This window comes from Corynebacterium marquesiae (assembly GCF_030229635.1).
Lineage (GTDB): Bacteria > Actinomycetota > Actinomycetes > Mycobacteriales > Mycobacteriaceae > Corynebacterium > Corynebacterium marquesiae.
Map to the genome: position 1 here is coordinate 48,476 of NZ_JASPII010000008.1, position 25,106 is coordinate 73,581.

At 59.6% G+C, this 25,106-nt stretch carries 25 protein-coding genes; 8 read left to right on the forward strand and 17 right to left on the reverse strand.

The genetic code is table 11. From position 1 onward, the window contains the following. Nucleotide 1 precedes the first annotated feature (1 nt). The gene (hflX, locus tag QP971_RS06760) at nucleotides 2-1,495 is read right to left on the reverse strand and encodes a GTPase HflX (protein WP_284811159.1); all 1,494 of its coding nucleotides are present in this window, start codon (nucleotides 1,493-1,495) and stop codon (nucleotides 2-4) included. Nucleotides 1,496-1,570: 75 nt separating this feature from the next. Here hflX and QP971_RS06765 point away from each other — a divergent pair, with 75 nt between their 5' ends. After that, nucleotides 1,571-2,368 carry a hypothetical protein gene (locus tag QP971_RS06765; RefSeq protein ID WP_284811160.1) on the forward strand — a complete coding sequence of 266 codons (798 nt, stop codon included), beginning with the start codon at nucleotides 1,571-1,573 and terminating at the stop codon, nucleotides 2,366-2,368. 36 nt (nucleotides 2,369-2,404) lie between these two features. Further along, on the forward strand, nucleotides 2,405-3,016 hold the full coding sequence (locus QP971_RS06770) for a hypothetical protein (protein ID WP_431831077.1): 612 nt from the start codon (nucleotides 2,405-2,407) through the stop codon (nucleotides 3,014-3,016). A gap of 32 nt (nucleotides 3,017-3,048) precedes the next feature. Here the strand turns inward: QP971_RS06770 and dapF are convergent, their stop codons facing one another. Genes dapF through QP971_RS06785 form a run of 3 tightly spaced genes read right to left on the reverse strand, consistent with a single transcriptional unit; the run spans nucleotide 3,049 to nucleotide 5,410 of the window. Further along, nucleotides 3,049-3,909 carry a diaminopimelate epimerase gene (dapF, locus tag QP971_RS06775; RefSeq protein WP_284811162.1) on the reverse strand — a complete coding sequence of 287 codons (861 nt, stop codon included), beginning with the start codon at nucleotides 3,907-3,909 and terminating at the stop codon, nucleotides 3,049-3,051. Nucleotides 3,910-3,914: 5 nt separating this feature from the next. Continuing rightward, a complete protein-coding gene (gene miaA / locus QP971_RS06780; protein ID WP_284811163.1) occupies nucleotides 3,915-4,811 on the reverse strand; it encodes a tRNA (adenosine(37)-N6)-dimethylallyltransferase MiaA in 897 nt (298 codons plus the stop codon). Continuing rightward, nucleotides 4,811-5,410 carry a hypothetical protein gene (locus tag QP971_RS06785; RefSeq protein ID WP_284811164.1) on the reverse strand — a complete coding sequence of 200 codons (600 nt, stop codon included), beginning with the start codon at nucleotides 5,408-5,410 and terminating at the stop codon, nucleotides 4,811-4,813. The genes miaA and QP971_RS06785 overlap by 1 nt, the downstream gene beginning before the upstream one ends. 136 nt (nucleotides 5,411-5,546) lie before the next feature. Between QP971_RS06785 and QP971_RS06790 the strand changes: the two genes are divergently transcribed. Continuing rightward, entirely contained in the window at nucleotides 5,547-6,851 is a 1,305-nt protein-coding gene (locus tag QP971_RS06790; RefSeq protein ID WP_284811165.1) for a DUF349 domain-containing protein, read from the forward strand. Continuing rightward, the gene (locus QP971_RS06795) at nucleotides 6,851-7,978 is read left to right on the forward strand and encodes a GNAT family N-acetyltransferase (protein ID WP_284811166.1); all 1,128 of its coding nucleotides are present in this window, start codon (nucleotides 6,851-6,853) and stop codon (nucleotides 7,976-7,978) included. The genes QP971_RS06790 and QP971_RS06795 overlap by 1 nt, the downstream gene beginning before the upstream one ends. A gap of 11 nt (nucleotides 7,979-7,989) precedes the next feature. Here QP971_RS06795 and QP971_RS06800 read toward each other — a convergent pair whose 3' ends face one another. The 5 genes from QP971_RS06800 to QP971_RS06820 all read right to left on the reverse strand — a co-directional run bounded on the left by QP971_RS06800 (nucleotide 7,990) and on the right by QP971_RS06820 (nucleotide 12,438). Then, on the reverse strand, nucleotides 7,990-8,619 hold the full coding sequence (locus QP971_RS06800; protein ID WP_284811167.1) for an Rv2732c family membrane protein: 630 nt from the start codon (nucleotides 8,617-8,619) through the stop codon (nucleotides 7,990-7,992). 22 nt (nucleotides 8,620-8,641) lie between these two features. Further along, entirely contained in the window at nucleotides 8,642-10,168 is a 1,527-nt protein-coding gene (gene miaB / locus QP971_RS06805; protein ID WP_284811168.1) for a tRNA (N6-isopentenyl adenosine(37)-C2)-methylthiotransferase MiaB, read from the reverse strand. Nucleotides 10,169-10,249: 81 nt separating this feature from the next. Next, nucleotides 10,250-10,852 (reverse strand): recombination regulator RecX, encoded by a 603-nt coding sequence (gene recX / locus QP971_RS06810; RefSeq protein ID WP_023021362.1) that lies wholly within the window; start codon nucleotides 10,850-10,852, stop codon nucleotides 10,250-10,252. Nucleotides 10,853-10,903: 51 nt separating this feature from the next. Continuing rightward, entirely contained in the window at nucleotides 10,904-12,040 is a 1,137-nt protein-coding gene (gene recA / locus QP971_RS06815; RefSeq protein WP_005328639.1) for a recombinase RecA, read from the reverse strand. 182 nt (nucleotides 12,041-12,222) lie between these two features. After that, nucleotides 12,223-12,438 carry a DUF3046 domain-containing protein gene (locus QP971_RS06820; RefSeq protein ID WP_005325117.1) on the reverse strand — a complete coding sequence of 72 codons (216 nt, stop codon included), beginning with the start codon at nucleotides 12,436-12,438 and terminating at the stop codon, nucleotides 12,223-12,225. A 163-nt stretch (nucleotides 12,439-12,601) separates the two neighbouring features. On the opposite strand from QP971_RS06820, the gene QP971_RS06825 reads away from it, so the two are divergent. The 3 genes from QP971_RS06825 to QP971_RS06835 are packed head-to-tail and all read left to right on the forward strand — an operon-like array spanning nucleotide 12,602 to nucleotide 14,489. Further along, nucleotides 12,602-13,165, forward strand: coding sequence for a biotin transporter BioY (locus QP971_RS06825; protein ID WP_023021360.1), 564 nt, complete (start codon nucleotides 12,602-12,604; stop codon nucleotides 13,163-13,165). Beyond that, complete coding sequence (locus QP971_RS06830; protein WP_284811169.1) at nucleotides 13,165-13,857, forward strand: energy-coupling factor ABC transporter ATP-binding protein; 693 nt, start codon at nucleotides 13,165-13,167, stop codon at nucleotides 13,855-13,857. The genes QP971_RS06825 and QP971_RS06830 overlap by 1 nt, the downstream gene beginning before the upstream one ends. An 11-nt stretch (nucleotides 13,858-13,868) precedes the next feature. Next, nucleotides 13,869-14,489, forward strand: a complete 621-nt coding sequence (locus tag QP971_RS06835; protein WP_198493211.1) for an energy-coupling factor transporter transmembrane component T family protein — start codon at nucleotides 13,869-13,871, stop codon at nucleotides 14,487-14,489. Between the two features lie 80 nt (nucleotides 14,490-14,569). On the opposite strand, the gene QP971_RS06840 is transcribed toward QP971_RS06835, so the two are convergent. The 4 genes from QP971_RS06840 to pgsA form a co-directional block, all read right to left on the reverse strand. After that, nucleotides 14,570-15,430, reverse strand: coding sequence for a PspA/IM30 family protein (locus QP971_RS06840; RefSeq protein WP_049377429.1), 861 nt, complete (start codon nucleotides 15,428-15,430; stop codon nucleotides 14,570-14,572). A gap of 185 nt (nucleotides 15,431-15,615) precedes the next feature. Then, nucleotides 15,616-15,978: a helix-turn-helix domain-containing protein gene (locus QP971_RS06845; protein ID WP_049377430.1), complete on the reverse strand. Its 363-nt coding sequence runs from the start codon at nucleotides 15,976-15,978 to the stop codon at nucleotides 15,616-15,618. Between the two features lie 26 nt (nucleotides 15,979-16,004). Then, nucleotides 16,005-16,502, reverse strand: a complete 498-nt coding sequence (locus QP971_RS06850) for a CinA family protein (protein WP_225746826.1) — start codon at nucleotides 16,500-16,502, stop codon at nucleotides 16,005-16,007. Nucleotides 16,503-16,509: 7 nt separating this feature from the next. After that, nucleotides 16,510-17,094, reverse strand: a complete 585-nt coding sequence (gene pgsA / locus QP971_RS06855; RefSeq protein ID WP_005325132.1) for a CDP-diacylglycerol--glycerol-3-phosphate 3-phosphatidyltransferase — start codon at nucleotides 17,092-17,094, stop codon at nucleotides 16,510-16,512. A 59-nt stretch (nucleotides 17,095-17,153) separates the two neighbouring features. On the opposite strand from pgsA, the gene QP971_RS06860 reads away from it, so the two are divergent. Next, complete coding sequence (locus QP971_RS06860; RefSeq protein ID WP_284811170.1) at nucleotides 17,154-17,441, forward strand: YciI family protein; 288 nt, start codon at nucleotides 17,154-17,156, stop codon at nucleotides 17,439-17,441. On the opposite strand, the gene QP971_RS06865 is transcribed toward QP971_RS06860, so the two are convergent. The 4 genes from QP971_RS06865 to QP971_RS06880 form a co-directional block, all read right to left on the reverse strand. Further along, a complete protein-coding gene (locus QP971_RS06865) occupies nucleotides 17,438-18,559 on the reverse strand; it encodes a TerC family protein (protein WP_284811171.1) in 1,122 nt (373 codons plus the stop codon). The genes QP971_RS06860 and QP971_RS06865 overlap by 4 nt on opposite strands. A gap of 169 nt (nucleotides 18,560-18,728) precedes the next feature. Next, nucleotides 18,729-22,055: an FtsK/SpoIIIE family DNA translocase gene (locus QP971_RS06870; protein ID WP_431831078.1), complete on the reverse strand. Its 3,327-nt coding sequence runs from the start codon at nucleotides 22,053-22,055 to the stop codon at nucleotides 18,729-18,731. A 216-nt stretch (nucleotides 22,056-22,271) separates the two neighbouring features. Next, nucleotides 22,272-22,907, reverse strand: a complete 636-nt coding sequence (locus tag QP971_RS06875; protein ID WP_225746822.1) for a TIGR03085 family metal-binding protein — start codon at nucleotides 22,905-22,907, stop codon at nucleotides 22,272-22,274. 58 nt (nucleotides 22,908-22,965) lie between these two features. Next, nucleotides 22,966-25,104 (reverse strand): ribonuclease J, encoded by a 2,139-nt coding sequence (locus tag QP971_RS06880; protein ID WP_239273061.1) that lies wholly within the window; start codon nucleotides 25,102-25,104, stop codon nucleotides 22,966-22,968. Between the last annotated feature and the right edge of the window lie 2 nt (nucleotides 25,105-25,106).

Here is a 25,106-nt window from a genome sequence, read left to right on the forward strand (position 1 = left end):
TTTAGGAAACTTCCTCCACGATGAATTCGGCGAGTTCGCGGGCGGTGGGTGCGGGAAGGCGGACGTCGACAAGCGTGCCATCAGCCGTGTACTCCTCGTGGCGCACCGTACCCTCGGCGTGGACGCGGGCCACCACATCGCCGCGGGTAAAGGGAACCTGCAGCTTGACGTGGCTATCGCGGGCGTTGAGAAAGAGCTCTACGCGCGCGGTAAGCTCGTCGATTCCCTCGCCCGTTCGCGCGGATACGTAAACGACGTCCTCGTGGTCGAGTACGTGACGCAGCTCGGCGAGCACCAGCGGGTCGGCCTGGTCGATCTTATTGATCACGATGATCTCGGGCGGGGCCTGCTCGCCGGTTTCGGACACAATGTCATAGATGACCTGGTTGACCGCCTCAATCTGCTTGAGCGGGAATGGGTCAGAGCCATCGACCACGTGCAGCATAATATCGGCGGCCAGTACCTCTTCTAGGGTGGATTTGAAGGCCTCGACCAGCTGCGTGGGCAGGTGGCGGACAAACCCGACGGTGTCGGTGAAGACGACTTGGCGGCCGTCGGCAAGCGTGGCACGGCGGGTGGTGGGATCCAAGGTGGCAAAAAGTGCGTCCTCCACCAGCACGCCGGCGCCGGTCATGGCGTTGATGAGCGAGGACTTTCCAGCATTGGTATAACCGGCAATGGCTATCTGCGCGATGGTTGAGCGCTGGCGCTTGGAACGCTTGACCTCACGGGCGGTCTTCATAGCGCGCAGCTCCCTGCGCAACCGAGCCATCTCCGTGCGGATGCGACGGCGATCCGTCTCGATCTTGGTCTCACCGGGACCACGCAGGCCCACACCGCCGTTGGAGCCGGCGCGGCCGCCCGCCTGGCGCGAAAGATTGCCGCCCCAACCACGGGTATGGGTGTAGAGGTATTCCAGCTGCGCCAAGGAGACCTGTGCCTTGCCTTCTTTGGACTTGGCGTGCTGGGCAAAGATGTCAAGGATGAGCATCGTGCGGTCAATGACCTTGGTGTTAAGCGCGCGTTCGAGAGCGGTGAGCTGGCCGGGGTTGAGCTCGCCATCGCATACCACGGTATCGGCGCCGGTGGCCTCGACGATGTCGTGCAATTCCTTGACCTTGCCGGAGCCAATGAAGGTGCCGGGATCAGGCTTATCACGTTTTTGGTAGATCATCTCTACTACTTCGGCGCCGGCGGTCTCGGTCAGCGCCGCGAGCTCGTCCATGGTGGCTTCGACTTCGGCCACGGTGCCTTCGGTCCACACGCCAACCAAGATGACGCGCTCGAGGCGCAGCTTACGGTACTCCACCTCATAGCCATCGGTGGTGTCCTCGGCGCGGATGGTGGTCTCACGGGTAACGCGGCGGAAGGCGTTGCGCTCTGCCAGGTCAAGGTCACCGGTGGTGGGCGTCGCCTCTGGTACGGCCGGGGCGTCATTATCGCGGAACGCGCGGGCAAGGAGATCGTCGTTATTGTGCTGGGAAAATTCGGTCATACTACCTTTCATTTTGGCATGTTGCGGCCGAAAGCGGGAATTGCGGATTCTTAGCTGGCTGCGCAAGGCGATACAATGGCGGGCATGAACGTTAAGGACACTGGGGCTAAGCAGAATACCGAGATGCAGGCCATTGGCCTCAATTTCGAACGATGGCAGGATGCCGTCGAGGCCGCTATCGCTAGCGATCGCTTAGCCGTTACCGGCGAGGTACGCGGTGGTCAGCTGATTCAGTTCACCGATCCATCGGGCGCGCAGCTCAATATCCTCGCGGTGGAACCTTTTGCTACTTTCATTGGCTTCAATGCCGTTACGCAGGGGTTCGCCCACGTGGAGATGGTCAACGATGTCCTCGCCCTGCTGGAGATTATCGATCCTTTCGGCACCACCATCGCCCAGGCCACCGCGAACTTGGCGCAGGGGCCTTTGCTTGCCGACGAACCCTTGCAGCAATGGCAGCAAATCTCCCTCACCGCCATGGGCCTTGATGTCCGCACCTACGAGTCCGCCGCTGCCTATGAGGCGGCCGAGGGCGAATTCCCGGCGCTCTTTGAGTCCGCGGGAGCGAAGGTTATCTCCTCCGGCTCTGGCGCGGAGGTTCCTACCCCAGCCGCTACCTTTGCGGCCCGCGTCATGGAATCCGAGTGGCGTACCAATGAGCTAACCGGCGAGAAATTCGCCCACCTCGTCATGGATGGCCTTTTCCCCTTTGATCTCTGCCTACCTGCGGGGGGCGACGAGCTACCGGCCAAGGACTCTATCGTGGCCGGCACCGCCTTGCTGACGGCTTCTATTGAAATGCCCAGCGGTGGCTGCGGCGACGGCGCTGGCTGCGGTTGTGGCTCTGGTGGCTGCGGCTGCGGCGGCCACTAAGAACTGACGCAAAGGCCTGGTGGAATAGCTGTGTGGATGCCTTTTCCGGAAAATGCGAGAATCCGGCGGGTGCTGGTTCTCACGCTGATCCTGGTCGGATCAGTGGCGGTTGTGGCAACCCTAAAACTTCCCGGGGTTTTCATCGCGGCACTACTTATCGCGGCGGCACTGCTTATGCTCCACGCACGGCCGGATGCCTCGGAGCAGGCGGCGCTGCGCAGCTCTATTCGGCTCTCTGCCGAAGATATTGAGGACATCTTGGCGGAGTACGAAGACTTCCGGTCCTCCGAGGCGGCCGAGAAGATCGCGGACCGCACGCTCTACCGGCCGGCGCTTTTAGATCTGGATTGCTCCGACCCCACCATCGAAGCCTTCCACTATGAAACTTCGGGCGCCCGACGGTTCCTGCGCCGGTTGAACCTGCGCGTCAACGCGGAAGAGGTCAGCACCAACGAGCTGGAGTCCTTGCTGAAGGTGACCGATGGACGGGCTCGCGAGCTCAAGGAAGCATGGCTATCGGCCCGCCGCGCCGCTTTTGCGCTCGGGCCGAAGTATGAAAAGAACGAAGTAAAAAATCGCGCCCTGCGCCGCCAAGCCCTCGAAGAGCAAGCATTCGAGAAAGAGGAAGGCGAAGGGCGCAGCGCCTAAGCACTCACCGCGCGCGTCGGGCCCGACGCAGTCTAAAGGGAGGTCTCGCCGGTGGCAACGATGGCGGACGGGCCGGTCAGGCGCGAGCCACCCTCGTAGATGTCCACCGTCACTTCCCCGCCGGGGACGTGTACGTGCACGGTGCCGTGAGGGGTGGTGGTGTGGTCAACGGCGGCGTCGGCAAGCGCGGCGGTCGCGGCCGCCACGGTGCCGGTGCCGCAGGAGCGGGTCTCTCCTACCCCGCGCTCAAAGACGCGCATATGCACGTGGCCATCGCGCAGCGGGGTCACGACCTCAACATTCACGCCGGCGGGGAAGAAAGAATCATCAATGACGGGCTGCTCGAAGGTCTTGGCTGCAAGGCCCTCGGCGTCCAGCCCCGGCACCACGGCCGCGAGGTGGGGGTTGCCCATGTCAATGCCTAGACCGGCGTAGCTCTCCCCGCCCATAGACGCGGTAGATACACCCGTTACTTCGGCCGGCCCCATTTCCACGGTGACCTCAGCCGCATGCTCATCGCACGAGTGCACCGTCACGCGCTTGGCGCCGGCGCGGGTACCGATGGTGAACTCGTCTTCTTCCACCAGGCCGCGCGAGCGCAGCCAGTGGGCGAAAACGCGGGTGCCATTGCCGCACATTTCGGCCACGGAACCGTCGGCGTTGCGGTAATCCATGAACCAGTCACTGGACGCGATGCCCTCGGGCAGCGACTCGATTTCCCCGGCCGCGAGCAAGGCCTCGGCGCGCACGACGCGCAGCACACCATCGCCGCCGATACCGGCGCGGCGATCACACAGCGCCGCTACGCGCTCGGGGGAAAGCGGCGTGGCGGCCGCGTGGTCCTCGACGATGACAAAGTCGTTCTCAGTTCCATGACCCTTGGCAAATTTCATGCTCCCTACCCTAGCGCGCGCAGCGCCTGGGCGGTCGTATCGCCCGCGGCATCCAGCCACATGATCCGCTTATCGCGGTTGAACCAGGAACGTTGGCGGCGCACATAGCGCCGTGTCCCGGTAATTGTGCGCTCGACGGCCTCATTCCACGTAAGCTCGCCGCGCTGGGCTTGGAATACCTGCGCATACCCTATAGCGCGCCCGGCCGTGGAATCGGCCACCAAGCCTTGGGATTGGAGGCCCTCGACTTCCTCGATGAGCCCGCGCTCAAACATCTGGCGCGTGCGTAGCTCGATGCGCGGATTAAGCCAATCTGCGGTAGTGCGCAGGCCGAGCAAACGGGTGCCCCACCGCGGCGGGGCATCCTTCGGCGGTTGGCTAGCCTTATAAGGCTTACCGGTCAGTTCGATGACCTCCAACGCGCGCACTGTGCGACGTGGGTCCTTATCTTCAATGATGGCGGCTGCGGCCGGATCCACCTGCGCTAGCTCCTCGTGCAGGGCATCGGTACCGATTTCTACGCGCCGGGCCTCATACTTGGCGCGGACGGCGGGGTCGGTGGGTGGGAACTGCCAGTCGTCGACAAGCGCTTGGGCATAAAGCATGGAGCCGCCGACCAGGATTGGCGTCTTGCCGCGGGCCATGATGCCTTCCACGTCCGCGATGGCATCGCGCTGGTAGCGGGCCACAGAAGCAGTCTCGGTCACGTCCCACACATCGAGCTGGTAGTGCGGGATTCCCTCGCGCTCGGCGGGGGTGAGCTTGGCGGTGCCAATGTCCATACCGCGGTAGAGCTGCATGGAATCGACGTTGACCACCTCGCCGTCCAGCTGCTGCGCCAGCGCCAACCCCAGCGCAGATTTGCCGGAGGCGGTGGGTCCAAACACTGCAATCGGGCGCATTAGACCTCCCACCCTGCAACGTAGCGGCCAACACCCAGGGTGGCGTCGGTGGCCAGCAACTGCGCCTTCTTTGGTTGTAGTCCTGCTAACTGCTCCCACAGCGCGGGCTCTACCACACCGCGCTGGGACAGCCACTCGCCTGCCTTGCTTGCCGACGCCCCCATGAGCACCTCCTCGCACCACTCGTGCGCTTCCTGGGCACCGGGAACCAGCGCCAAGGGGGCGCGCTCGGTCAGACCCGCGCTGCCATCTGCCACCACGATGGTCAGCGCCGCCGGATCCGGCTGGCCGATGTGCTCCCGGCTAGCGCGGGCTTCAAGCTGCGGCACGCTGTGCAGCACGTACCGGGCCATGATCTCCGGAAGAAAGTTGCCGCCGCCTAGGTCCGTAGCCGCGCCCCAGGCCCGTAAGCTACCGGTATGGGCGGTATACCAGCGCTTATCCTGGCTGCCGACGATATCTACTTCCGCTATTCCGGCGGCCGCAGCCTCCACTGCGAGCGTACGGGCAGCAGCAAGTAGTGCGCGGGAGGCGGCGTCATGAGCGGAAAGCTCCACGGCCAGAGCCGGTGAGGCTGGCATTACCATGAGATTGAACATTATTCCTCCATACTATCTACCCAAGTGGAGGTAATTAAATAGAATCTGGGCACGCGCGGGATATTCGCGGTAATGTATCGAGTGATTTTATTCGGCAGCCGTGACGCGCGGCGATCTATGCATAGGAGGGCTTGTCATGTCTCCCATCCCTACCCCAGGTTCCATGCCCAAGAAGGGCCCTCGCCCCACCGCAAAGCCTGTTCCCGTGCAGGCACCAAGCAAGAATGACCCGGCCAAATGGGGCCGCGTCGACGCGGATGGTTCCGTCTTCGTTTCCGCTCCGGAGGGCGAGCGCAAGATTGGCGAATGGCAGGCCGGCACTCCCGAGGAGGGTCTACAGCACTATGGCGCGCGCTACGACGATCTCTCCACCGAAATTGAATTGCTCGAGGCCCGCCTGCGCGCCAACCCCAGTGAGGCCGCTGGCATCAAGAAGACCGCAGCGCAATTGCGCGAAACCCTGCCTACCGCTGCGGTTATTGGTGATATCGCGGCCCTTGACCGCCGCCTTGTTGCCGTCATTGAGCACTCGGTAGAAGCCGGCGAGCAGGCGCAGGCCGATAAGGAGCGTCGCCGCGAGGAAGCTATTGCTGCCAAGGAGAAGCTGGCGGCGGAAGCAGAAGAGATTGCCGAAAACTCCACCGAGTGGAAGGCCGCTGGAGACCGCATCCGCGCGATCTTGGAGGAGTGGAAGCAGATTAAGGGCATTGATCGCAAGACCGACGATGCCCTGTGGAAGCGCTACTCCCGCGCCCGCGACTCCTTCAACCGCCGTCGAGGCTCCCACTTTGCCGAGCTGGACCGCGCCCGTGCGGTTGCCCGCAAGAAGAAGGAAGAACTCGTCGAGCGTGCCGAGGCCATCCAGGATTCCACCGAGTGGGGCCCCACCGCCCGCGCCTACCGCGATTTGATGACCGAGTGGAAGGCCGCCGGCCGCGCCCCGCGCGACGTAGACGATAAGCTTTGGGCCCGCTTCCGCGCCGCCCAGGACAAGTTCTTCAATGCCCGCAATGCCGTCAATGACGAACGCGACCGTGAGTTTGCAGAAAATGCCAAGGCCAAGGACGCCTTGATTGCGGAATACGACGGCCAGATCGACCCGTCCAAGAGCATCGAAGGTGCGAAGGCCAAGCTGCGCGAGCTGCAGGAAAAGTGGGAAGAGGTAGGCTTCGTTCCCCGCAAGCAAGTGCGCGAGTACGAGTCCAAGATTGAGGCGCTGGAGCAGCGCGTCACCGAGGCAGAAAAGTCCGAGTGGCGCCGCACCGACCCAGAGGCGCAAGCACGCGTGGCGCAGTTCCAGGCTAAGGTCGATGAGTTTAACTCTCAGGCCGAGGCAACTGAGGCCAAGGGCAATGCGAAAAAGGCCGCTGATCTGCGTGCGCAGGCCGAGCAGTGGCAGGCTTTTGCCGACGCCGCCGCTAACGCCGTCAACGATAAGTAGTGCACCTCGTCCACATTGCGCGGCCACCGCGGCCGCACTCGCCTACCGCTCACGCCCGGCCCAGCGAACCTGCGGACTGCATTCGCAGCTTCGTCTTTTGGGCCAACTTGGCGGCCCAAGAAGCAAGCGGCGATGCCGCGGCATCGACGTCGCCGGGCCGCGTGGTCCAGCGTCTGCAAGGTTCTAGCGAATCACAGACCCATCTTTTTGCCGTAGTGGACGGCGACTCCACCCTTGGTGAGGTTTCTGAGCTAGAACTGCCGCAGATTCCCGCAATAGAACCCAGCCCGGAGCTGGATTACCTCGGGTTCATCCACATTAGCCTGCCGCTTTTAGAAGAGCGCGAGGCAGCAGAGATTGAGTGCGTGCTGTGCGATTTGCCCCTCCCTGGCGAACAGCTCGATGAGAAGGGGCGCCAAGTAGCCGAGTGGATGGGGGCGAAGGCACTGGAGTTGGCCCGGAAACTCGGCCGCACCGTAGCGCACGTGGGACTATTGCACCCGCCGGGCGCGGGCCCAGACTACGACGCTATGGGCAGCATCTACCGCCATCTGGGATTTACGCAAAGGCATGCGGAGCACCAGCTGGTAATGGACATCCCCGAAAGCCCTGTCGCAGCACTGCTCCCAGCAGGGATCACCGCCCGAGTCTGGCCAGATTACGACATCCCTGAGGGCTATCTCGACGAGGTCATGCGGCTGCTTAGCCTAGCGTCCACAGATGCGGAGACTGGTGATCTGACGGTGGAGCCCATCGTGTGGACGCGTGCTCGATTGCGCGAAGCGCACAGCCGCCTGCGTTCTCGTCGCGGGCACACGCTTCTTATCGCACTCACCGCCGAGGACGGGAGCATACTCGCGCTGACTGAGATGGCGCGGCACGAGGACGCGAATCCTGAGGTATGTGAGTGGACCCTGACTGTGACCGATCGCCCCCACCGCCGCCGCGGACTTGCGCAGCTAGCCAAGCTCACAGCGCTGCATGAGGTGGCTAGCTATTGGCCGCGGGTGCGACGCTGCTATGGTTCCGTTGCGGCCAAGGATGCGGCCATGAATGCCATCTACCGTAGCCTGGGCGCCCGGGAACTCTCCCGCTCTTCTGCGTGGGAGTTGCGGCTGCGGGACTAGTGGCGGTAGGCCTACTGCTCGCCGCGCTGGGCGCGGTGGCGTTCGGCGGCTTGCTTGCGGCGATTGTCCTCCAGAGGCTCCTGCTGCGGTGCCGCGTCAATCCTGGACTGGAATTCGCCCACCTCATCGAGCTGTCCGGCGGTGGCGCGCACGCGAGCTTCGGCGGCCTTCTGCTCTGGGCTGCGGCGCAGCGCCACCATGCTATAGGCCAGAAATGCTAGGAAAGTAGCCAGCATTCCCACCCACATTCCCAGCGACGCCCCGTCGGCGGTAGAACCACGGAGCCAAAAGCCCCATAGGTTGGCAAAAAAGGACACCGTCACCAGCATCCATGCAACCAGCCCAGGCGTGGCACGGCGGGTGAACATTGTCACCGGAGTAAGAATGCCCAACCCAATGAGCGCGAGCCACGCAGAGACGGTTTCTATGATGGAAATCCTGACGCCACTTGAGGTGGTGCCGAACGTCAATGCCTCCCAGCCGTGGGCTGGACCGGCGTAGGGCAAAATCAGGTAGAGGAGATAGGCCACCACTGCAATGCACAGCGTGACCTTGTGACCGCCGAGGTCCATTGTTTGTGCTGCTCTACGCTCAGCGTTAGCTGCATTATGGGCTACGGTGGTCGAATGTTCCTCAGTCATGGCTCCCTAGCCTACTCCCCTGCTAGCAACCGCAGGAATCGCCAGATTCGACCGCTGCGGGCTTGCCAATCGACGGCAATCCCAGACCGACGCCGATGGGTGCGGTGGTAGGCGTTTCGCCGGCAGCAGACATGTCCCCGGCCTTGGTACGGGTGTGGGAGGTAACGGCGGCGTCGGCAAGCAAGAAGAAGGAGCCCGCACCGGTGACCTGGGTATGCACCACATCGCCAGGGCGAATCTCCGCCGAAATGTCCGTGCCATCCGAATCAACCGGGGTGAAATGCACCAGGCGGCCATCGCGCGCGCGGCCGGTCATGCGGTGGGTTTCATCGTTTTTGCGGCCGCCTTCAGCTTGCACCAAAAGCTCCACATCCGTGCCGATGAGCTTCTTGTTTTCCTCGGCCTGGATGCTATCTTGCAGGGCAACGAGACGCTCGAAACGATCCTGGACGACTTCCTTGGGAATCTGATCCTCCATTTCCGCAGCCGGGGTTCCCGGACGCGGCGAATACTGGAAGGTAAAGGCCGAGGCAAAGCGAGCGCGGCGCACAAGCTCCATGGTGTCTTGGAAGTCTTCCTCGGTCTCGCCTGGGAAGCCCACGATGATATCGGTCGTGATTGCGGCGTGCGGAATTTTCTCCCGTACCTCGTCCAAAATCCGCAGGAACTTCTTAGTGCGGTAGGAACGACGCATGTCCTTAAGGACCTTGTCGGAGCCAGACTGCAGGGGCATATGCAACTGCGGGCACACAGCCGGGGTCTCGGCCATGGCATCGATGACGTCGGAAGTAAACTCAGCCGGGTGCGGAGAGGTAAAGCGCAGGCGTTCAAGGCCTTCGATCTTGCCAACCTCGCGCAGCAGCTTAGAAAAGGCGAAACGGTCGCGTGGCATATCGGGATCGGCGAAATTGACGCCATAAGCATTGACGTTTTGTCCCAGCAGGGTGACCTCGGATACGCCCTGGTCTACTAGGGCTTTGACCTCGGCCAGGATATCGCCGGGCCGACGGTCCTCTTCCTTGCCGCGCAAGGAAGGAACAATGCAGAAGGTGCAGGTGTTATTGCAGCCTACAGAAACAGAAACCCAGCCGGCATAGGCAGACTCACGCTTGGCTGGCAAGACCGACGGAAAAGCCTCGAGGGAATCAACGATTTCCACCTGGGCTTCATCGTTGTGTCGGGCGCGCTCCAACAGCGTCGGCAGGGCCGCCATATTGTGAGTGCCAAAGACAGCATCAACCCACGGGGCATTATCTAGGACGGTGTCCTTGTCTTTCTGCGCCAAGCAACCACCCACGGCAATTTGCATGCCGGGATGATTTTCCTTTGTCTTCTTCAAGGCACCCAAGGTGCCGTAGAGCCGCTTATCGGCGTTTTCGCGCACGGCGCAGGTATTAAAGACGATGAGATCTGGCTCCACACCTTCGCCGGCGGCCGCGTAGCCGGCCTCCTCCAAGAGGCCAGAGATGCGCTCTGAATCGTGCACATTCATCTGGCAGCCGAAAGTTCGGACTTCATAAGTACGGTTATCTGCGATTGTCTGCTCCACGTCGGCATAGTTTAGCTATGAAGCTAGGCATCTCATAACTGTCGGACTTGTTCACTCCGGCGCTACCCTGCCTTGGCCGTATCAGTCCTCTGCGCGCAGTTCCGCGCACCGCGCGTCAAGCGCTGCGATTGCGATCTGCAATGACATTCCTTCATTGAAGCCGCGGCGTGCCAGCACACCCACGATGCGGCGTAGGGCCTTGTCGCGCTCCTTGCGATCCGGCGGGACGGTCTTAATGGAGCGAGCCTTCTTTTCCGCAAGGGCCTGCGCCATGGCTTGTTCATCGGCAGGGTCAATTTGCTCGAGGGCCTCAGCACGGTCGGCCTCGCTCACGCCCTTTTCCCGCAATTCCCTGTTGAGAACCGAGCTGGACTTGCCGCGCCGCTTATGCCGTTGGCGCACCCACTCGTGTGCAAAGGCTGCGTCATTCACCAGCCCCGCGTGGGCTAAATCATCTAGCACGTCCTCAACGACATCTGGCTCAAACTCGGCCTTTACTAGACGATCATAGAGCTCTTTCCGGGACCTAGAACGCTGATCCAAAAGGCCCAGTGCCCGAGAGCGGACCTTGGCCTTGGCTTCCTCTGCCTCTCGATCAAAAAGCCCGCCCCCAGCTGCTCCATTCTCATAGGCCTCGAGGGCCTGACGGAGTTGGGCGAGCTTTTCGGGGGCGGGCTGATTCATGATGCAGATTCAAATGGTACGCGGAGTGTGTGGGTACGGGGTTAGACGATTCTAGTCGTCATCAAAATCGACGTTTGGAACGAGATCAACGGACTCATCGGTTAATGGGTCATCGGCACCAGGAACGTCCATCGCGGCACCCTCCTCGCCTTCGGCCGCGGCCTCGCCGATACCGAGCTTCTGGAAAATCTTCTGCTCGATTTCATTGGCTAGATCCGGGTTATCCTTCAGGAAATTACGCGCCTTCTCCTTACCCTGGCCCAGCTGGTCGCCTTCGTAGGTAAACCAAGAGCCGGACTTGCGAATGAAGCCGTTTTCGACGCCAAGGTCAATGATGGACGACTCGCGAGAGATGCCTTCGCCATACATGATGTCGAACTCGGCAATCTTAAATGGTGGCGAGACCTTGTTTTTTACTACCTTGAGCTTGGTGCGGTTACCGATGGCGTCCTGGCCATCTTTTAAGGTCTGGATGCGGCGGATATCGCAGCGCACGGAAGAGTAGAACTTGAGCGCTTTACCACCGGTGGTGGTCTCTGGCGAGCCGAACATCACGCCAATCTTTTCGCGCAGCTGGTTAATGAAGATAGCGGTGGTACCGGAGTTGTACAGGGCACCGGTCATCTTGCGCAGCGCCTGCGACATCAGGCGGGCTTGGAGACCGACGTGACTATCGCCCATCTCACCTTCAATTTCCGCCTTCGGGGTAAGGGCAGCCACAGAGTCAACGACAATGATGTCAATTGCGCCAGAGCGTACCAGCATATCGGCGATCTCCAAGGCCTGTTCGCCGGTATCTGGCTGGGAAACCAAAAGGTTATCGGTATCCACGCCAAGCAGGCGAGCATACTGCGGGTCGAGCGCGTGCTCGGCGTCAATAAACGCGGCAATGCCGCCGTCCTTTTGTGCAGATGCAATGGCGTGCAGCGCAACAGTGGTCTTACCAGAAGACTCCGGGCCATAGATTTCTACGATACGCCCGCGCGGGAAACCACCAATACCCAGAGCAACATCGATTGCGGTATTACCGGAAGAAATGGCCTTAATCGGTGGGCGGTTGTCATCACCCAGGCGCATCACAGCGCCTTTGCCGTAATCCTTCTCAATCATGGCCATTGCGGCATCGAGGGCCTTTTGGCGGTCATCTCCCTTAGAGGCGGCAGAAGAAGACTTCTTTTTGGTTGCCATTAACTTTCATCCTTATCTTTAACGACGATGTACTAACGCATTATTAGACTGCCGTGGAACTCAAACGGTTCCCTCCGTCAACGCCATCCCACTGTAGACGACTGCATCGACACCTCCGCCATATTACATACATCTGTTCGAATTTTGAAAGTGAACACGCCAGTCCGTCAAATTCGACAGCGCTATAAAGTAGGGTAATCGACTCCCAACCTGCGCTCCTTCGGTACATCAAAGTCATCGCACAGGCTCAGCCAGACGCGACGCGGATCGACGCCGCGTTCGATAAGCTCATCGGGCGTTGCCCCGAGGTCGGGCAAGACATGGGAGTGGCTAATCCACTTTCCCTTAGACTCGCCAAATTCGTCCACAATGAGCTGGTGATACTCGGTCAATCGCATGCGCGCCATCCTACTCAGCACCAAAGCACGGGCGCCAGCAGTCCAGAAAGCGTCGATTGGGAGCCCGCCGCAATGGCCCTACCTCACAATTATCAGCCTCGGATGAACACCGTTCAAAACCCTCAATTGTCTGCAGTTTTCATGCAGTGCTAACCTCTTGAACATGAAAAAGAACTCTCTGGCAACCACCATTGCCTATGTTGCCGTGTTTACCGCTCTCGTTATCGTCCTTGCCTTCGTGTCCATCCCCATCGGTTCGGCCGGCGTGCCCATCGTGTTGCAAAACGCAGCACTGATCCTCGCCGGCCTTATTTTGGGTAGCAAGCGCGGCGGTTACGTGGGACTCCTCTTTTTGTTCCTGGGCCTTGCCCTCCCAGTTTTAGCAGGTGGCGGTACCACGCTGCGCGCCCTGGCAGGCCCAACCGCGGGCTACATCATCGGCTATGTTCTCTCACCAGCGGTTGCAGGTGCAATTGCCTACCGCTCCCCTAAGAACAAGGGTGGCATGGCGGTCATACTTGCCATTGCTGCCATTGTCGGCCTTGCCGTCCAATACATCTGCGGCGCCTTTGGTCTCATGATCCGCTCTGGCTTGGAAATTGGTCCAGCCTTCGCAGCCCAATTGCCCTTCATCCCTGTCGATGCCGGAAAACTTGTCGTTGCCGTCATCATCGCTCTCGGTGTTCACTCGGCCTTCCCCGATCTGATGGGACGAAAGGCCGCCTAGTGCCCACGATCGAATTTACCTCGGTCTCGGTGGCTTTTGATGACACCGTGGTGCTCGAGGACATCAACCTCACCCTCACCGAACAACGCATTGGCATCATCGGCCAGAATGGTGGCGGGAAATCCACCTTGACCAGGCTCATTAATGGGTTGGGCGAGCCTAGTGAAGGTACGGTGACGGTGGACCAGATGGACGTCGCCAAGCAGGGCAAAAAGGTGCGCGAAAAGGTGGGGTTTGTCTTTTCGGATGCCGAAAACCAGATTGTCATGCCCAATGTGCGCGATGACGTCGCCTTTTCGCTCCGCCGCTTTAAGCTGCCGAAACACGAGCGCCTCGCCCGCGTGGATGCTGCCCTCGAGCGCTTCGGACTCGCCGAATTTGCTGAGCGCTCACCGCATACGCTCTCCGGCGGACAAAAGCAGCTCCTCGCGCTGGCAGCGGTCATGGTCATCGACCCGATTCTCATCATCGCTGATGAGCCCACTACCCTGCTGGATCTGCGCAACCGCGATCGAATCAAAAGAGAATTCGCGCGATTAGAACAGCAACTAATTGTGGTGACGCACGATCTGGACTTTCTGCGCGATTTTGATCGGGTCATTTGCATCGATGACCACCGCATCGCCGCGGATGGCCGGCCAGCGGAGGTCATAGATTTTTACCAAGACCTCATGGCCCAGCGGCCACTGTAGGGAGAATTCTCATGCAACGACGCACGAATCTCCCACTTTCCGTCTATGTTGATGGCACCAGTTTTGTTCATCGCATCAAACCTAGTTGGAAGATCGCATTCCTCTTAGTCTTTATCCTGGTCACCAGCATCTTTTTCAAGTCCATTCCGTGGGCAGCAGGCGGCGTCATTTTCGTCGTCTTTCTCTATGCTTGCGCCCGGATTCCACCGGCCATTGCGTGGAGTCAAATCTGGCCGCCTCTCTTTTTCCTAGTCCCCTTGGCAGGCTTTCAATGGTGGGCAAAGGACTTCGACTATGCGGCGGTGATGTTCCTCAATGTCTTCGCCGCTATGATGGCTGCCTTCCTGCTCACGCTGACCTCCACGGTAGATGAAATCATGGAGTCACTGGAAGAGTCGCTGCAGCCCCTAAAGCGACTAGGAATACCGGTAGAAAACATCAGCTTGGCTATGTCACTGACTATTCGGCTCATCCCGCTGATGTTTGAAACCGTCTATGAAGTCCTAGATGCCCGCAAAGCGCGCGGTGCCGGGATGTCCCCGCTGGCATTTGGCACCCCCGTTATTATTCGCTCCATCCGGCGAGCGCGCGCGATGGGGGAAGCGTTGCAGGCCCGCGGCGTCGGCGACTAGCAGCATAAGTTATCGCCTCCCTTGCACCACCAAATGATGGCCAAGGGAGGCGATAACTTTTTAAAAGACAGTCGGGGGTTTTACTCCCCACGCAACTCACGCAGACGGGCCTGTACAGCATCGTTGTTGGCACTGCCTGGCTGGGCAGCGTTGTCGGCAGCAGAGCCAGAAGCTTTATTGCCCTCAATGGCCTGAGCCTTATTGCCTTCCACGGACTTAGAAGAGTTCATTTCACTGCGAATCTGCTCCAAGCGGGAATGACCGGCCATCTGCACGCCTGCCTGCTGAACCTCGGCCATGCGGTTTTCCACGGAGTTCTCGGCAAGCTCGGCTTGGCCTAGCGCCTTGGAGTAACGGCGCTCAATCTTATCGCGCACAGCATCCAGAGACGGCGTATTGCCATTGGCAGTCAGCTCGTTCATGGAGTTCAAAGACTCAGAGACCTTTTCCTGCATCTTTGCCTGCTCCAGCTGGGAAAGCAGCTTGGAGCGCTCATTGACCTTTTCGCGCAGCGCGGCGTTATTACGCTGGACCGCATTCTTGGCCTTTTCTGCCTGCTGCAGCGCCTGGTCATGCAGCTTCTTGGTATCCTCCACGGACTCCTCAGCCGTAACCAGCTGGGCGGCGAAGGCCTCTGCTGCGTTCTCGTACTCCACGGCCTTATTCTCATCGCCCTTGGCACGGGCCTGATCAGCCAATTCCAGAGCCTGGCGAGCATTGCCCTGCAGCTTTTCTACCTCTGCCAGACGGCGGTTAAGCTGCATTTCCAGCTGACGCTGGTTACCAATCACGGCGGCCGCCTGCTGAGACAGCTCCTGATGCTGGCGCTGAGCATCCTCAATAGCCTGCTCGATCTGCACTTTCGGATCGGCGTTTTCCTCGATCTTATTATCGAAGAGTGCCATCAGGTACTTCCAGCCCTTAACAAATGGGTTCGCCATGGTGTGCTTCACACCTTTCTAGGTTAAAAATGTGCGTAATGTTCTGCTGTTTATACTAGCGAAGCGCTGTTTCCACCGCTTGCACTCCCCGCGGTCGCGGGCGCTTGCCGACGCCCCCTCTTAACCACCACAACCGACCCTCCTCGCGAGAGAAGAGGCCGGCTGCTGACGTATACCGCTGTGGGCTAAAGCTCTGATGCGGCAGGTGCCGTATGGGCTAGCTCCTCATCCATGGAGGGCAGGGCCATGTAACCGGCTGCTTCAATCAATACGTCAGAGACCGAGCAATCTAGCGCGTGGCACACAGACGCAAGGAGCTCAGAGGAGACCTCCTTGCGACCGCGTTCGAGCTCTGAAAGGTAACCCGGCGATACGCGGGCCACTCCGGCCAATTCGCGTAGGGTCACTCCTTTGTCCGCGCGGAAGGCGCGCAGCGTCAACCCAAGAGCCTCACGCAAAAGCGGCTCAGGGGTACGAGCAGTGGCGGGCGCGGCTGGTGCAGTAGCGCTGTTTACCGAGTGTTCGAGGACTGCAGTAGAAGTGTTCATCACTATGGTCAACGCTCCTTGTCTCGCTATTGTTCCCGCAGTGCCGGATTTTCTTCCACAGTTGCGCACAGTAGACGCAAGGCCGCTGCGACCGTGGCCTCTCTAATTTCGTTGCGCTCCTTGCCCAATCCGGATAGCAACTGGGAGAAAGCGACTCTGCCAGGAGAATAGATGCCGATATATACGGTGCCCGCCGGCTTGCCTTCTTGTAGGTCTGGTCCTGCCACTCCGGTAAGGCCTATCCCCCAGTCCGCAGCGGTTTCTGCCACTGCTGCGCGGGCCATTGCAAGGGCAGTCTCCCCAGAAACCACTCCGGCTGCTTCGATATCGGCTACCGGTTGGTGCAAAAAGTGGGATTTCACCTCGGTGGCATATGTTATAAGCCCTCCGCGCAATACAGCCGAGGCTCCAGGGACAGAAGCCACCGTGGCGCTGGCCAACCCAGCAGTAAGTGACTCGCAAAAGGACAAAGTCTCGCCGCGCTCAGTGAGCTCGGATACGAGGCGGGCCGCCATGGTGCTCATGAACTACCTAGCTATTCTGCTTCTTGCCGTCGATGAGGTACTGCACGCCGGTAACTACGGTCACCACTGCAGCCAAGAGCATCACTAGGAAGGTAGGAACGTTCATCCACTCCGGCAACGGCCACAGATACAGCCCGACTGCCAAGGATTGCAATACAGTCTTCAGTTTGCCGCCCTTCGAAGCAGGTACCACCTTGCCGCGGCGCAACAAAACCATACGCCAGATGGTGATACCAAACTCACGGATGAGAATGACCACAGTAATCCACACCGGCAGTACCCCAATGATGTTGAGGCATACCAGTGCGGTAGTCATAAGCGCTTTATCGGCGATGGGATCAGCAATCTTGCCAAAATTGGTGATAAGGCCACGGGCACGTGCGATGTCCCCGTCGAGCTTATCTGTGAGCATTAAGGCCGCAAATAGGCCAAAAGCCCACCATTCATGGCCGGCAATAACTAGCCATGCGAAAACCGGAATGAAAAGAATGCGCAGGCTGGTGAGAATATTTGGCAGGTTCCAATTGGACACCTGCGGATTCACATCCGAGGATTGCGCTGACTGTGTTCCGGGTTGATTCACGTTATACATACTACCTGTTAGCACCAAGCACCTGCGCTTGGATGCCCCTGCATTTTAAAATGCGAAGCATGAAGTATTTTGCTGTTGGCTACGACTACAACCCCAATAATCCGGAGATTGCTAAGGCTCGCCCCGCGCACCGCGAGTTTACCGCGCAACTTTTTGAGGAGGGCACCATCATTGCCACCGGCCCCTTGACGGATTCCAAGGGCGGCGCGCTGATCATCGTGGGGCTTGCCGACGACGCCGTGGTCGCCGACGCCATCGCCCTCATGGACAACGACCCCTTCTACCAAGCCGGCTGCATCACCGGCCGCAGCTTCCGCGAATGGAATCCCGTAAACGCCCGCTTCTAGTGGGGTAGCTCTTCCTTGGGCAGGTCTTCGGCCTTGCCCAGGAATTCGCCCTTCTTGTTCCGGACGATCTTATTGCCTTCCTCGTCCCAGTCGAAGTGATTGTGCGATACCGGTACTCCGCCTTGGTTCTCATCGCGCTTGTTTTTAATAATCGAGGCGATAACCGTAATAACCAGGACGCCCACGATCACGATAAGTGAGGTGATGGTGGAAAATTCTGGAATGGACTCCACGTTCTCGCCGCCGTTTACAAACGGCAAATTATTCTCATGCAGCGCATGGAACATGAGCTTTACACCGATGAAGCCCAAGATGATGCCCAAACCATAGGGCAGGTACACCAAGCGATCCAGTAGGCCATCCATCAGGAAGTACATCTGGCGCAATCCCATGAGGGAGAAAGCATTCGTGGTAAAGACCAAGAAAGCTTCTGAGGTAATGCCGTAGATGGCCGGAATGGAGTCGAAGGCAAACATCACGTCGATAAGGCCAATGGACACCAACGCAATAAATAGCGGGGTGAACGCAAATTTCCGCTTGCCCGAGGAATCTTCCACGCGGTGCGTGAGCTTATCGCCGTGGTAGCGCGGGGTGACGTGGACTACCTTGCGGATCAGCTTGATGATGGCCATGTCATTGGGATCGGTTTCGGGGGCATCCCGAATCTCATCGACGATGAGCTTGATCGCTGTGTAGATGAGAAATATCGCGAACAGGTAGAAGATATCGGACCATGCCGCGATGACCGCAGCACCCAAAAGGATGAATACTAGGCGGCATGCTAGGGCGATGACGATACCGATGAGCAATACCTTTTGCTGGTACTTACGCGGGATCTTGAAGGCGCCCATGATAAGCGCGAAAACAAAAAGGTTATCTACGGATAGCGCCTTCTCTGTCACGTAACCCGTGAGGTATTGAATGCCGTGCTCGTGGTCCCATACGGCCCACACGCCGGCACCAAAAAGTAAAGCGAGGCCGACATAGAATAGGGTCCAGAACCCGGATTCCTTCAGCGTCGGCTCGTGCGGGGTGCGCACGTGGGAGTAGAAATCAAAAACAAAGAATCCAAGAATGACGACGATGGAAATCGCCCAGATCCACAATGGCACATGCATTGGTACATCCCTCCGGTCGAAGATACAACAAAGTGACCGGAGGTCTCCCCCGCCCGGCTAGATAGCTGCAGCCGGGCCGACACGACCGGGAGCGTAAAGCTTCCGTGCTGACGATCAATGCCGAAGGATGGGGTACTCCCCTCCAAGACCCGTCCAACTCTACACGATCTTAGAAGGCACCTGTCGAAGGGTTATACGTTGCCTGGACGGTACGGGTGTCCTCGGCGTCGCCCTGCGGGGAGGAATCGGAGCTTGGAGAAGAGTCGGCATCGGAAGTAGCGGCGGCATCATCCTGCTCTTGCTGCTGCATCTCCTCCTGAATTTCCTTCGGCGCCTCGGCAGGATCAGCGCCCTTGATCATCCAAATGATCGTATCCAGCTCTTCCGGCTTCACTAAGACCTCGCGGGCCTTGGAGCCCTCGGACGGTCCGACGACGCCACGAGATTCCATCAGGTCCATGAGACGACCGGCCTTGGCAAAGCCGATACGGAGCTTGCGCTGGAGCATCGAGGTCGAGCCCAACTGGGCGGTGACCACCAGCTCGACGGCTTCGAGGAGGTCGTCCATGTCCTTGCCAATTTCCTCATCGATTTCCTGCTTGGCCTCGGATTGCTTCTCTTCAGTCACGCCCTCGGTGTAGTTCGGCGCGGCTTGCGACTTGGCGGCATCGACAACCGCCATGACTTCATCGTCCGAGACGAATGCGCCCTGCATACGCACAGGACGCTTGCCCTGCGGAATGAAGAGGCCATCGCCCATACCAATGAGCTTTTCCGCGCCACCCTGGTCCAAGATAACGCGAGAGTCCGTCAGTGAGGACGTCGCGAAGGCCAAGCGTGAAGGCACATTGGTCTTAATCAGACCGGTCACCACGTCAACGGACGGGCGCTGGGTTGCCAGCACCAAGTGAATTCCGGCGGCACGCGCCTTCTGGGTGATGCGGACGATGGAGTCCTCAATCTCCTTTGGCGCAGTCATCATCAGGTCCGCCAACTCGTCAACGACACAGACGATGTATGGGTACGGGCGTACCTCACGCTCGGAGCCTGCCGGTGCCTGGTATTCGCCGGAGACCACCTTGCGGTTATAGTCCTCAATCTTGCGCACGCGAGCAGCCTTCATATCCATGTAGCGCTGCTCCATCTCCTCCACCAGCCACTGCAGGGCTGCTGCGGCCTTCTTCGGCTGGGTAATGATGGGCGTGATTAGGTGCGGAATGCCCTCGTACGGGGTAAGTTCCACCATCTTCGGGTCCACCAGGATGAGGCGAACCTGCTCAGGGGTAGCTCGGGTTAGCAGCGAGACCAACATGGAGTTGACGAAAGCGGACTTACCGGAACCGGTAGCACCGGCGACCAGCAAGTGCGGCATCTTTTGTACCGAGAACGAGGTGTATTCGCCTTCGATGTCCTTGCCCAAACCGATGAGCATGGGATCCGGTGAGCTGGTCATGCTCGGCGCATCAAGCACCTCGCGCAGGTGCACCATCTCGCGGTCCGGGTTCGGGACCTCAATGCCGACGGCCGACTTGCCGGGGATGGGCGTGAGCAAACGTAGATTATCCGTGGCCACGGCGTAGGCCAAATTGGACTGCAGGTTCGTAATCTTCGATACCTTGACGCCTGGTCCTAGCTCGATTTCATAACGGGTAACTGTTGGGCCACGGCTAAAGCCGGTTACTTGGGCATCGACCTTGAACTCTTCGAAGACATCGGTGATGGCCTCAATGATGCGGTCATTAATCTCCGTGCGCTCCTTTGCTGGAGTACCCGGGGTCAGCAGGTCCGTGGTGGGAACCGCGTAATTCTCATTGCCAAACTGCGCGGACGGCGCAGGAGCTGCAGAAGTACCCGTTTCCCCTGCGGCCTCGGCTGCAGGCTCGGTGGAGTCCACCTGTGCACCGGTCGTAGCGTCACGTCCGGAGCGCTCGCGGAAGAGTTGGCGGGCCTTCTCGTGCGCGGACGATACTGCATCAGCGCCTCCTTCCACCACAGATCCAGCAGCGCCTGCAGCTGCACCGCCTGCTGCAGCGCCAGCGGCACCGGCAGCACCCGTAGCAGCAGTCTTTGCTGCGCCACTGGCAGCTCCCGCAGCACCCGCGGCGCCCGCAGCCGCACCAGCGGCCGAGCCAATGGCGGTACCGGCGGCGGTGCCAGCATCAGCACCCGCTGACGTAGCCGAGCGAGTGGAAGGAGAAGTGGGACGTTGACGAATAGTGCCCAACACTCGGGTCGGTTCCGGGTCCCCGGAAGCCGGTTGTTGCGGCGACGACGCAGCGGCGTCGTCTACCACCGGGATCTCATCGGTATCGCCGATGTCACGAGAGACCGGCTTCTCAGCCGCGTTAGACACGGACTGGAACCCGCCTCGGGTTGGTGCGCTAAAGGCGCGGGTGGCATGTTCCTCCTCTGCTGCAGCAGGGGATTCCATCGGATAAGAAGAACCACGCGGGGCGGGGTCTTCAGTGGGGCGTCGGAAAGCGCGCAGGCTTCCACCACGCTCAGAGGAACGACGCTTGGCCACAGGTCGTGCTGGGCGCTCGCTGCGCTCGCGTCCCTCCGCGATGTCATCAATATCGCCAGTCACGTGGCCGTAGAGGTCATCGCCCTCTTCGTCGTAATAATCTTCGTCCGCGCCGCCAAAGCGGGAGAAGGCCGCAGCAATGGCATCAGCCACCAACTCATAGGCCTCGCGGATAGTAATGCCGGTGACCAATAGGGCGCCGTAGATAATGACGAGGAAAAGCAACGGCACAGCGACGAAAGAGGTGAAGGCCGTCTCCAGAAGGCCGCCGATGGCGTAGCCGATTACGCCGCCGGCACCACCGGCGCTGTCCGGGGTAAAGCCGAGCTCAGGGGTACCAGCAAAGATATGGATCAAGCTGAGCATGGCAAGAACGATAATGCTAATACCGCCCACAATGCGCGGCTTAAAGTGTCCCGCTGGACCAGAGATGTCCATCATCAAGGCAATGGCCAAGGCCACTAGAGCAACCGGCAGCACCCAGGCACCTGCACCAATGACATAGCGGACGATATTGCCCACCCAGGTACCTACCTGGCCGGCAACGCCAAACCAGACGGTAGCCGCAAGCACGATGGCAATGCCGATCAAAACGAGTGCCACCGCATCAGGATTTTTCACCTGAATACCGCGCGATTCTTCCTCGCTTACTTCCTCGGTAGAAAGCTCTTCTTCCGCAGTTACATCGCGCGCCCGAGTAACCTTGTTCTTCTTCTTTTTCTCCCCGCGTGCAGAAATTTCTTCCGGCTCCCTCGTCGTCTCGTACTCCTCGGTGTCATATATGTCTTCGCTAGGCTTGAGCCCGGCCACGCCGTGGCTTACGCCCCGCGCCATATTTCCCATGCCGCGGGCCGTGGCGCCAAAGGCAACACCCAAGCCCTTGCCGACGGCCCGGAACGCACTGCCCGTACGCTCTTGCGAGGTCGCCGCCGCGCGCCGATGCGAAGACGTCATAGCCAGGTTTTCCGGCATGCCAGCACCGGACCGGCTGCGGCCCGACGGCCGTGAACGATTCGACTTTCGGCGCGATCCGCGCGAAGAGGCATTTTTGACAGACATGCCTCTACTTTAACCGGGCCACCCCATAAATAACATTAGCCACACGCGTTTCTTTAACTCCTAGACCTCAATCTATCGGCATACACCTCAGTCACAGCCTGCAGTTAAGGATAAACACTTAAATCAAGTTTAGATATTTGACTTTACAATCTTCTCGGTATCCCCTTCGACCTTAACTTCAGCAGCATCACGCCCGAAGGACCAGAGGATGAGCTCGCCTACCTCGCCTGAAACACGGACGACGGCATCACCCTTATCCGCCACGCCATGCGAATCGGCGGCCACGATTCGCGGTAAACCTTCCGGCTGCAGAATAACCGGACGTTCAGATTTGCGCAGAGCCAGCTTAGCCAAGGGCTTTAGGTAGCTATGCATCTGTTGCTTGATGCGTGCCGAAAAGTCGCGTGGGCCCATGCCGTTAGCCCGGCGAATGTCTTCGTGGTGAACAAAGTGCTCCACAAAGTTTTGCTGTGCATCCACAAACCGGACGGGGTTATAGGAAGCAGGCCCCCTCCCCCAGTCATCAACCAACTCAGCAAAGTCGCGCTCGGCCACCTTGCGTGATTCCTTTTCAAGACGGCCAGACAGTGCTTTAACGAAGATACCGGCGGCCGCATCGGGGCGATTTTCCCGCACCCACAGATGTACCGCTAAGTCGCGGGTTGTCCAGCCCTCACACAAGGTGGGGGCATCGGGGCCAAGCTTATGAAATAGCGCTACCATCTTGGCGCGCTCAGCAGAAGAAAACGACATAAGCCCCAGCATACCGAGCTAACTGGCATGCTGGGGCTTGCTTTTACTTAGCGCGAGGAACCCGTTCTATTTACAGGGACTCCCGAGAAGCGTCAACATCTTCTTCATCGGTAACCAAAGGACCGGAATTAGTCGGCACGATGGTCGGGAGAATAACCGGCTCGCGCTTGTACTTGGAATCCATAAGCTTGGATACCTTGCGACGAAGCTTCTGCACCATGCGGTAGGTATCGTTCTCACCCTCTGCGGCGAGATCGTTCATGGTGTTTTCCACCATCTCCGCAACCTCCGGCACGATGCCGCGGTCATCATCGGAGAAGCCTGTGGTAGATACCGTTGGGTGCTCCAGCAGGCGCGAGGTGCGGTTATCAATCACGCAGGTGATAGAAACCACGCCGCCGGCACCCAGGTTGGTGCGATCAGCCAAGGTATCGGCATCCACATCGCCCATGGATACGCCGTCGACGTATAGGTTGCCTACCTGCATCTGGCCTACGACCTCAGCGCGGCCCTTGTGCAGGTCCACGACGACGCCGTTTTGTGCCAGCACGGTACGGTCGCGGTCCACACCGGTGGAAATAGCCAGTTCCTTATTGGCGCGCAGGTGGCGCCACTCGCCGTGCACCGGCATCGCGTTGCGCGGGCGCGCTGCGTTGTACAGGAAGAGTAGCTCGCCAGCGTAACCGTGACCGGAAGCATGCACCTTTACATCCTGGTTGGTAATAACGTTGGCACCGATCTGGGACAGCATGTTGATGACGCCGTAGACGGCCTCCTCGTTGCCCGGGATGAGCGAGGAAGAGAAGATGATGGTATCGCCATCGCGGACGGTAATCTGGCGGTGCTCACGGCGAGCCATACGCGACAGAGCTGCCATGGGCTCACCCTGAGTACCGGTGGTAATCAGCATGGTCTTATGCGGAGCCATCTTGGCTGCCTCATCGATGGGGATAATAGTGCCGCGTGGAACCTTCAAGAAGCCCATCTTCTCCGCAATTTCCATGTTGCGCATCATCGATCGGCCGTTAAAAGCTACCTTGCGCCCGTTAGCCACAGCGGCGTCGATAGCGGCCTGGACACGGTAAACATTGGAGGCGAAGGACGCCAAGATTACGCGCTGCTTAGCGCCGGCGACAAGCCGCTTGAAGTTGGCGGGAATATCGCCCTCAGACGCCGATACACCAGGGACCGTGGCGTTGGTGGAATCACACAGCATGAGATCAACACCCTCGTCACCATAGCGGGACAGGGCTGGGAGATCCGTTGGACGGTTATCCAGCGGGGTCTGGTCCAGCTTGATGTCACCGGTGTGGATGATGTTGCCGGCTGGGGTTCCCAGCATGATGCCCAAAGCATCCGGCACGGAGTGGTTGACTGCCCAGAAGCGCACGCGGAACGGACCGTAGGTTACGTCAGACTTTTCATTAACCTCGACGAACTTCGGCTTCTGGCGGTGCTCCTTACACTTTGCAGCAATGAGCGCGATGGTGAAGCGGGAAGCAACGATGGGGATATCCGGACGCAGCTTGAGCAGCCACGGGATTGCACCAATGTGATCCTCGTGCGCGTGGGTAACGACGAGGGCCTTGACCTTGTGGATCTTCTTCTCAATGGGGCCGAAGTCAGGCAGGATGAGGTCCACGCCTGGCTCACCAGAGGATGGGAAGAGCACACCGCAGTCAATGATGATGAGGTCGTCGCCGTACTCGAAGACGGTCATATTACGGCCGATCTCCGAGATACCGCCCAGAGCGTAAATGCGCAGGGCATCCTTCGGCTGCTTCGGTGGCTCCGGCAGGCGCTTGGTCAGATCCGCACCCTGCATAGACTTCGGCACGTTGCGGCGGCCACGGTTATTGCGGCCGCGGCCCTTACCGTTCTTTCCGTTGCCGTTGCCGTTCTTGCCGCCGTGGTTATTGTTTCCACCGTGGTTATTGCCATTGCCGTTGCCACCACGGCCACGGCCGCGGCTGCCACGGGAACGGGAGCGACGGTTGTTGCTGCCGCCATCAGTGTTGTTGTCAGAGGAATTCTTCTTGCCAGAATTATCTTTGTCGCCCTTAGCGGAATTATCCTGCGCGGAATTGCCTGCGTCAGTTGCTGGGGCTTGGAAAACTGGCGAAGCCGCCTCGTTGGAGGCGGTTTCGTTTTCCGCCGGTGGACCCGCCTTGCGGGTCACCTTGCGGGAACGGTTACGGGGTTCATTCATTC

Coding starts and splice junctions, on each gene's coding strand:
- hflX (WP_284811159.1), bottom strand. CDS start 1,495: ATGACCGAATTTTCCCAGCACAATAACGACGATCTCCTTGCCCGCGCG.
- QP971_RS06765 (WP_284811160.1), top strand. CDS start 1,571: ATGGCGGGCATGAACGTTAAGGACACTGGGGCTAAGCAGAATACCGAG.
- QP971_RS06770 (WP_431831077.1), top strand. CDS start 2,405: ATGCCTTTTCCGGAAAATGCGAGAATCCGGCGGGTGCTGGTTCTCACG.
- dapF (WP_284811162.1), bottom strand. CDS start 3,909: ATGAAATTTGCCAAGGGTCATGGAACTGAGAACGACTTTGTCATCGTC.
- miaA (WP_284811163.1), bottom strand. CDS start 4,811: ATGCGCCCGATTGCAGTGTTTGGACCCACCGCCTCCGGCAAATCTGCG.
- QP971_RS06785 (WP_284811164.1), bottom strand. CDS start 5,410: ATGTTCAATCTCATGGTAATGCCAGCCTCACCGGCTCTGGCCGTGGAG.
- QP971_RS06790 (WP_284811165.1), top strand. CDS start 5,547: ATGTCTCCCATCCCTACCCCAGGTTCCATGCCCAAGAAGGGCCCTCGC.
- QP971_RS06800 (WP_284811167.1), bottom strand. CDS start 8,619: ATGACTGAGGAACATTCGACCACCGTAGCCCATAATGCAGCTAACGCT.
- recX (WP_023021362.1), bottom strand. CDS start 10,852: ATGAATCAGCCCGCCCCCGAAAAGCTCGCCCAACTCCGTCAGGCCCTC.
- recA (WP_005328639.1), bottom strand. CDS start 12,040: ATGGCAACCAAAAAGAAGTCTTCTTCTGCCGCCTCTAAGGGAGATGAC.
- QP971_RS06820 (WP_005325117.1), bottom strand. CDS start 12,438: ATGCGATTGACCGAGTATCACCAGCTCATTGTGGACGAATTTGGCGAG.
- QP971_RS06825 (WP_023021360.1), top strand. CDS start 12,602: ATGAAAAAGAACTCTCTGGCAACCACCATTGCCTATGTTGCCGTGTTT.
- QP971_RS06835 (WP_198493211.1), top strand. CDS start 13,869: ATGCAACGACGCACGAATCTCCCACTTTCCGTCTATGTTGATGGCACC.
- QP971_RS06840 (WP_049377429.1), bottom strand. CDS start 15,430: ATGGCGAACCCATTTGTTAAGGGCTGGAAGTACCTGATGGCACTCTTC.
- QP971_RS06845 (WP_049377430.1), bottom strand. CDS start 15,978: ATGAACACTTCTACTGCAGTCCTCGAACACTCGGTAAACAGCGCTACT.
- QP971_RS06850 (WP_225746826.1), bottom strand. CDS start 16,502: ATGAGCACCATGGCGGCCCGCCTCGTATCCGAGCTCACTGAGCGCGGC.
- pgsA (WP_005325132.1), bottom strand. CDS start 17,094: ATGTATAACGTGAATCAACCCGGAACACAGTCAGCGCAATCCTCGGAT.
- QP971_RS06860 (WP_284811170.1), top strand. CDS start 17,154: ATGAAGTATTTTGCTGTTGGCTACGACTACAACCCCAATAATCCGGAG.
- QP971_RS06865 (WP_284811171.1), bottom strand. CDS start 18,559: ATGCATGTGCCATTGTGGATCTGGGCGATTTCCATCGTCGTCATTCTT.
- QP971_RS06870 (WP_431831078.1), bottom strand. CDS start 22,055: ATGCCGGAAAACCTGGCTATGACGTCTTCGCATCGGCGCGCGGCGGCG.
- QP971_RS06875 (WP_225746822.1), bottom strand. CDS start 22,907: ATGCTGGGGCTTATGTCGTTTTCTTCTGCTGAGCGCGCCAAGATGGTA.
- QP971_RS06880 (WP_239273061.1), bottom strand. CDS start 25,104: ATGAATGAACCCCGTAACCGTTCCCGCAAGGTGACCCGCAAGGCGGGT.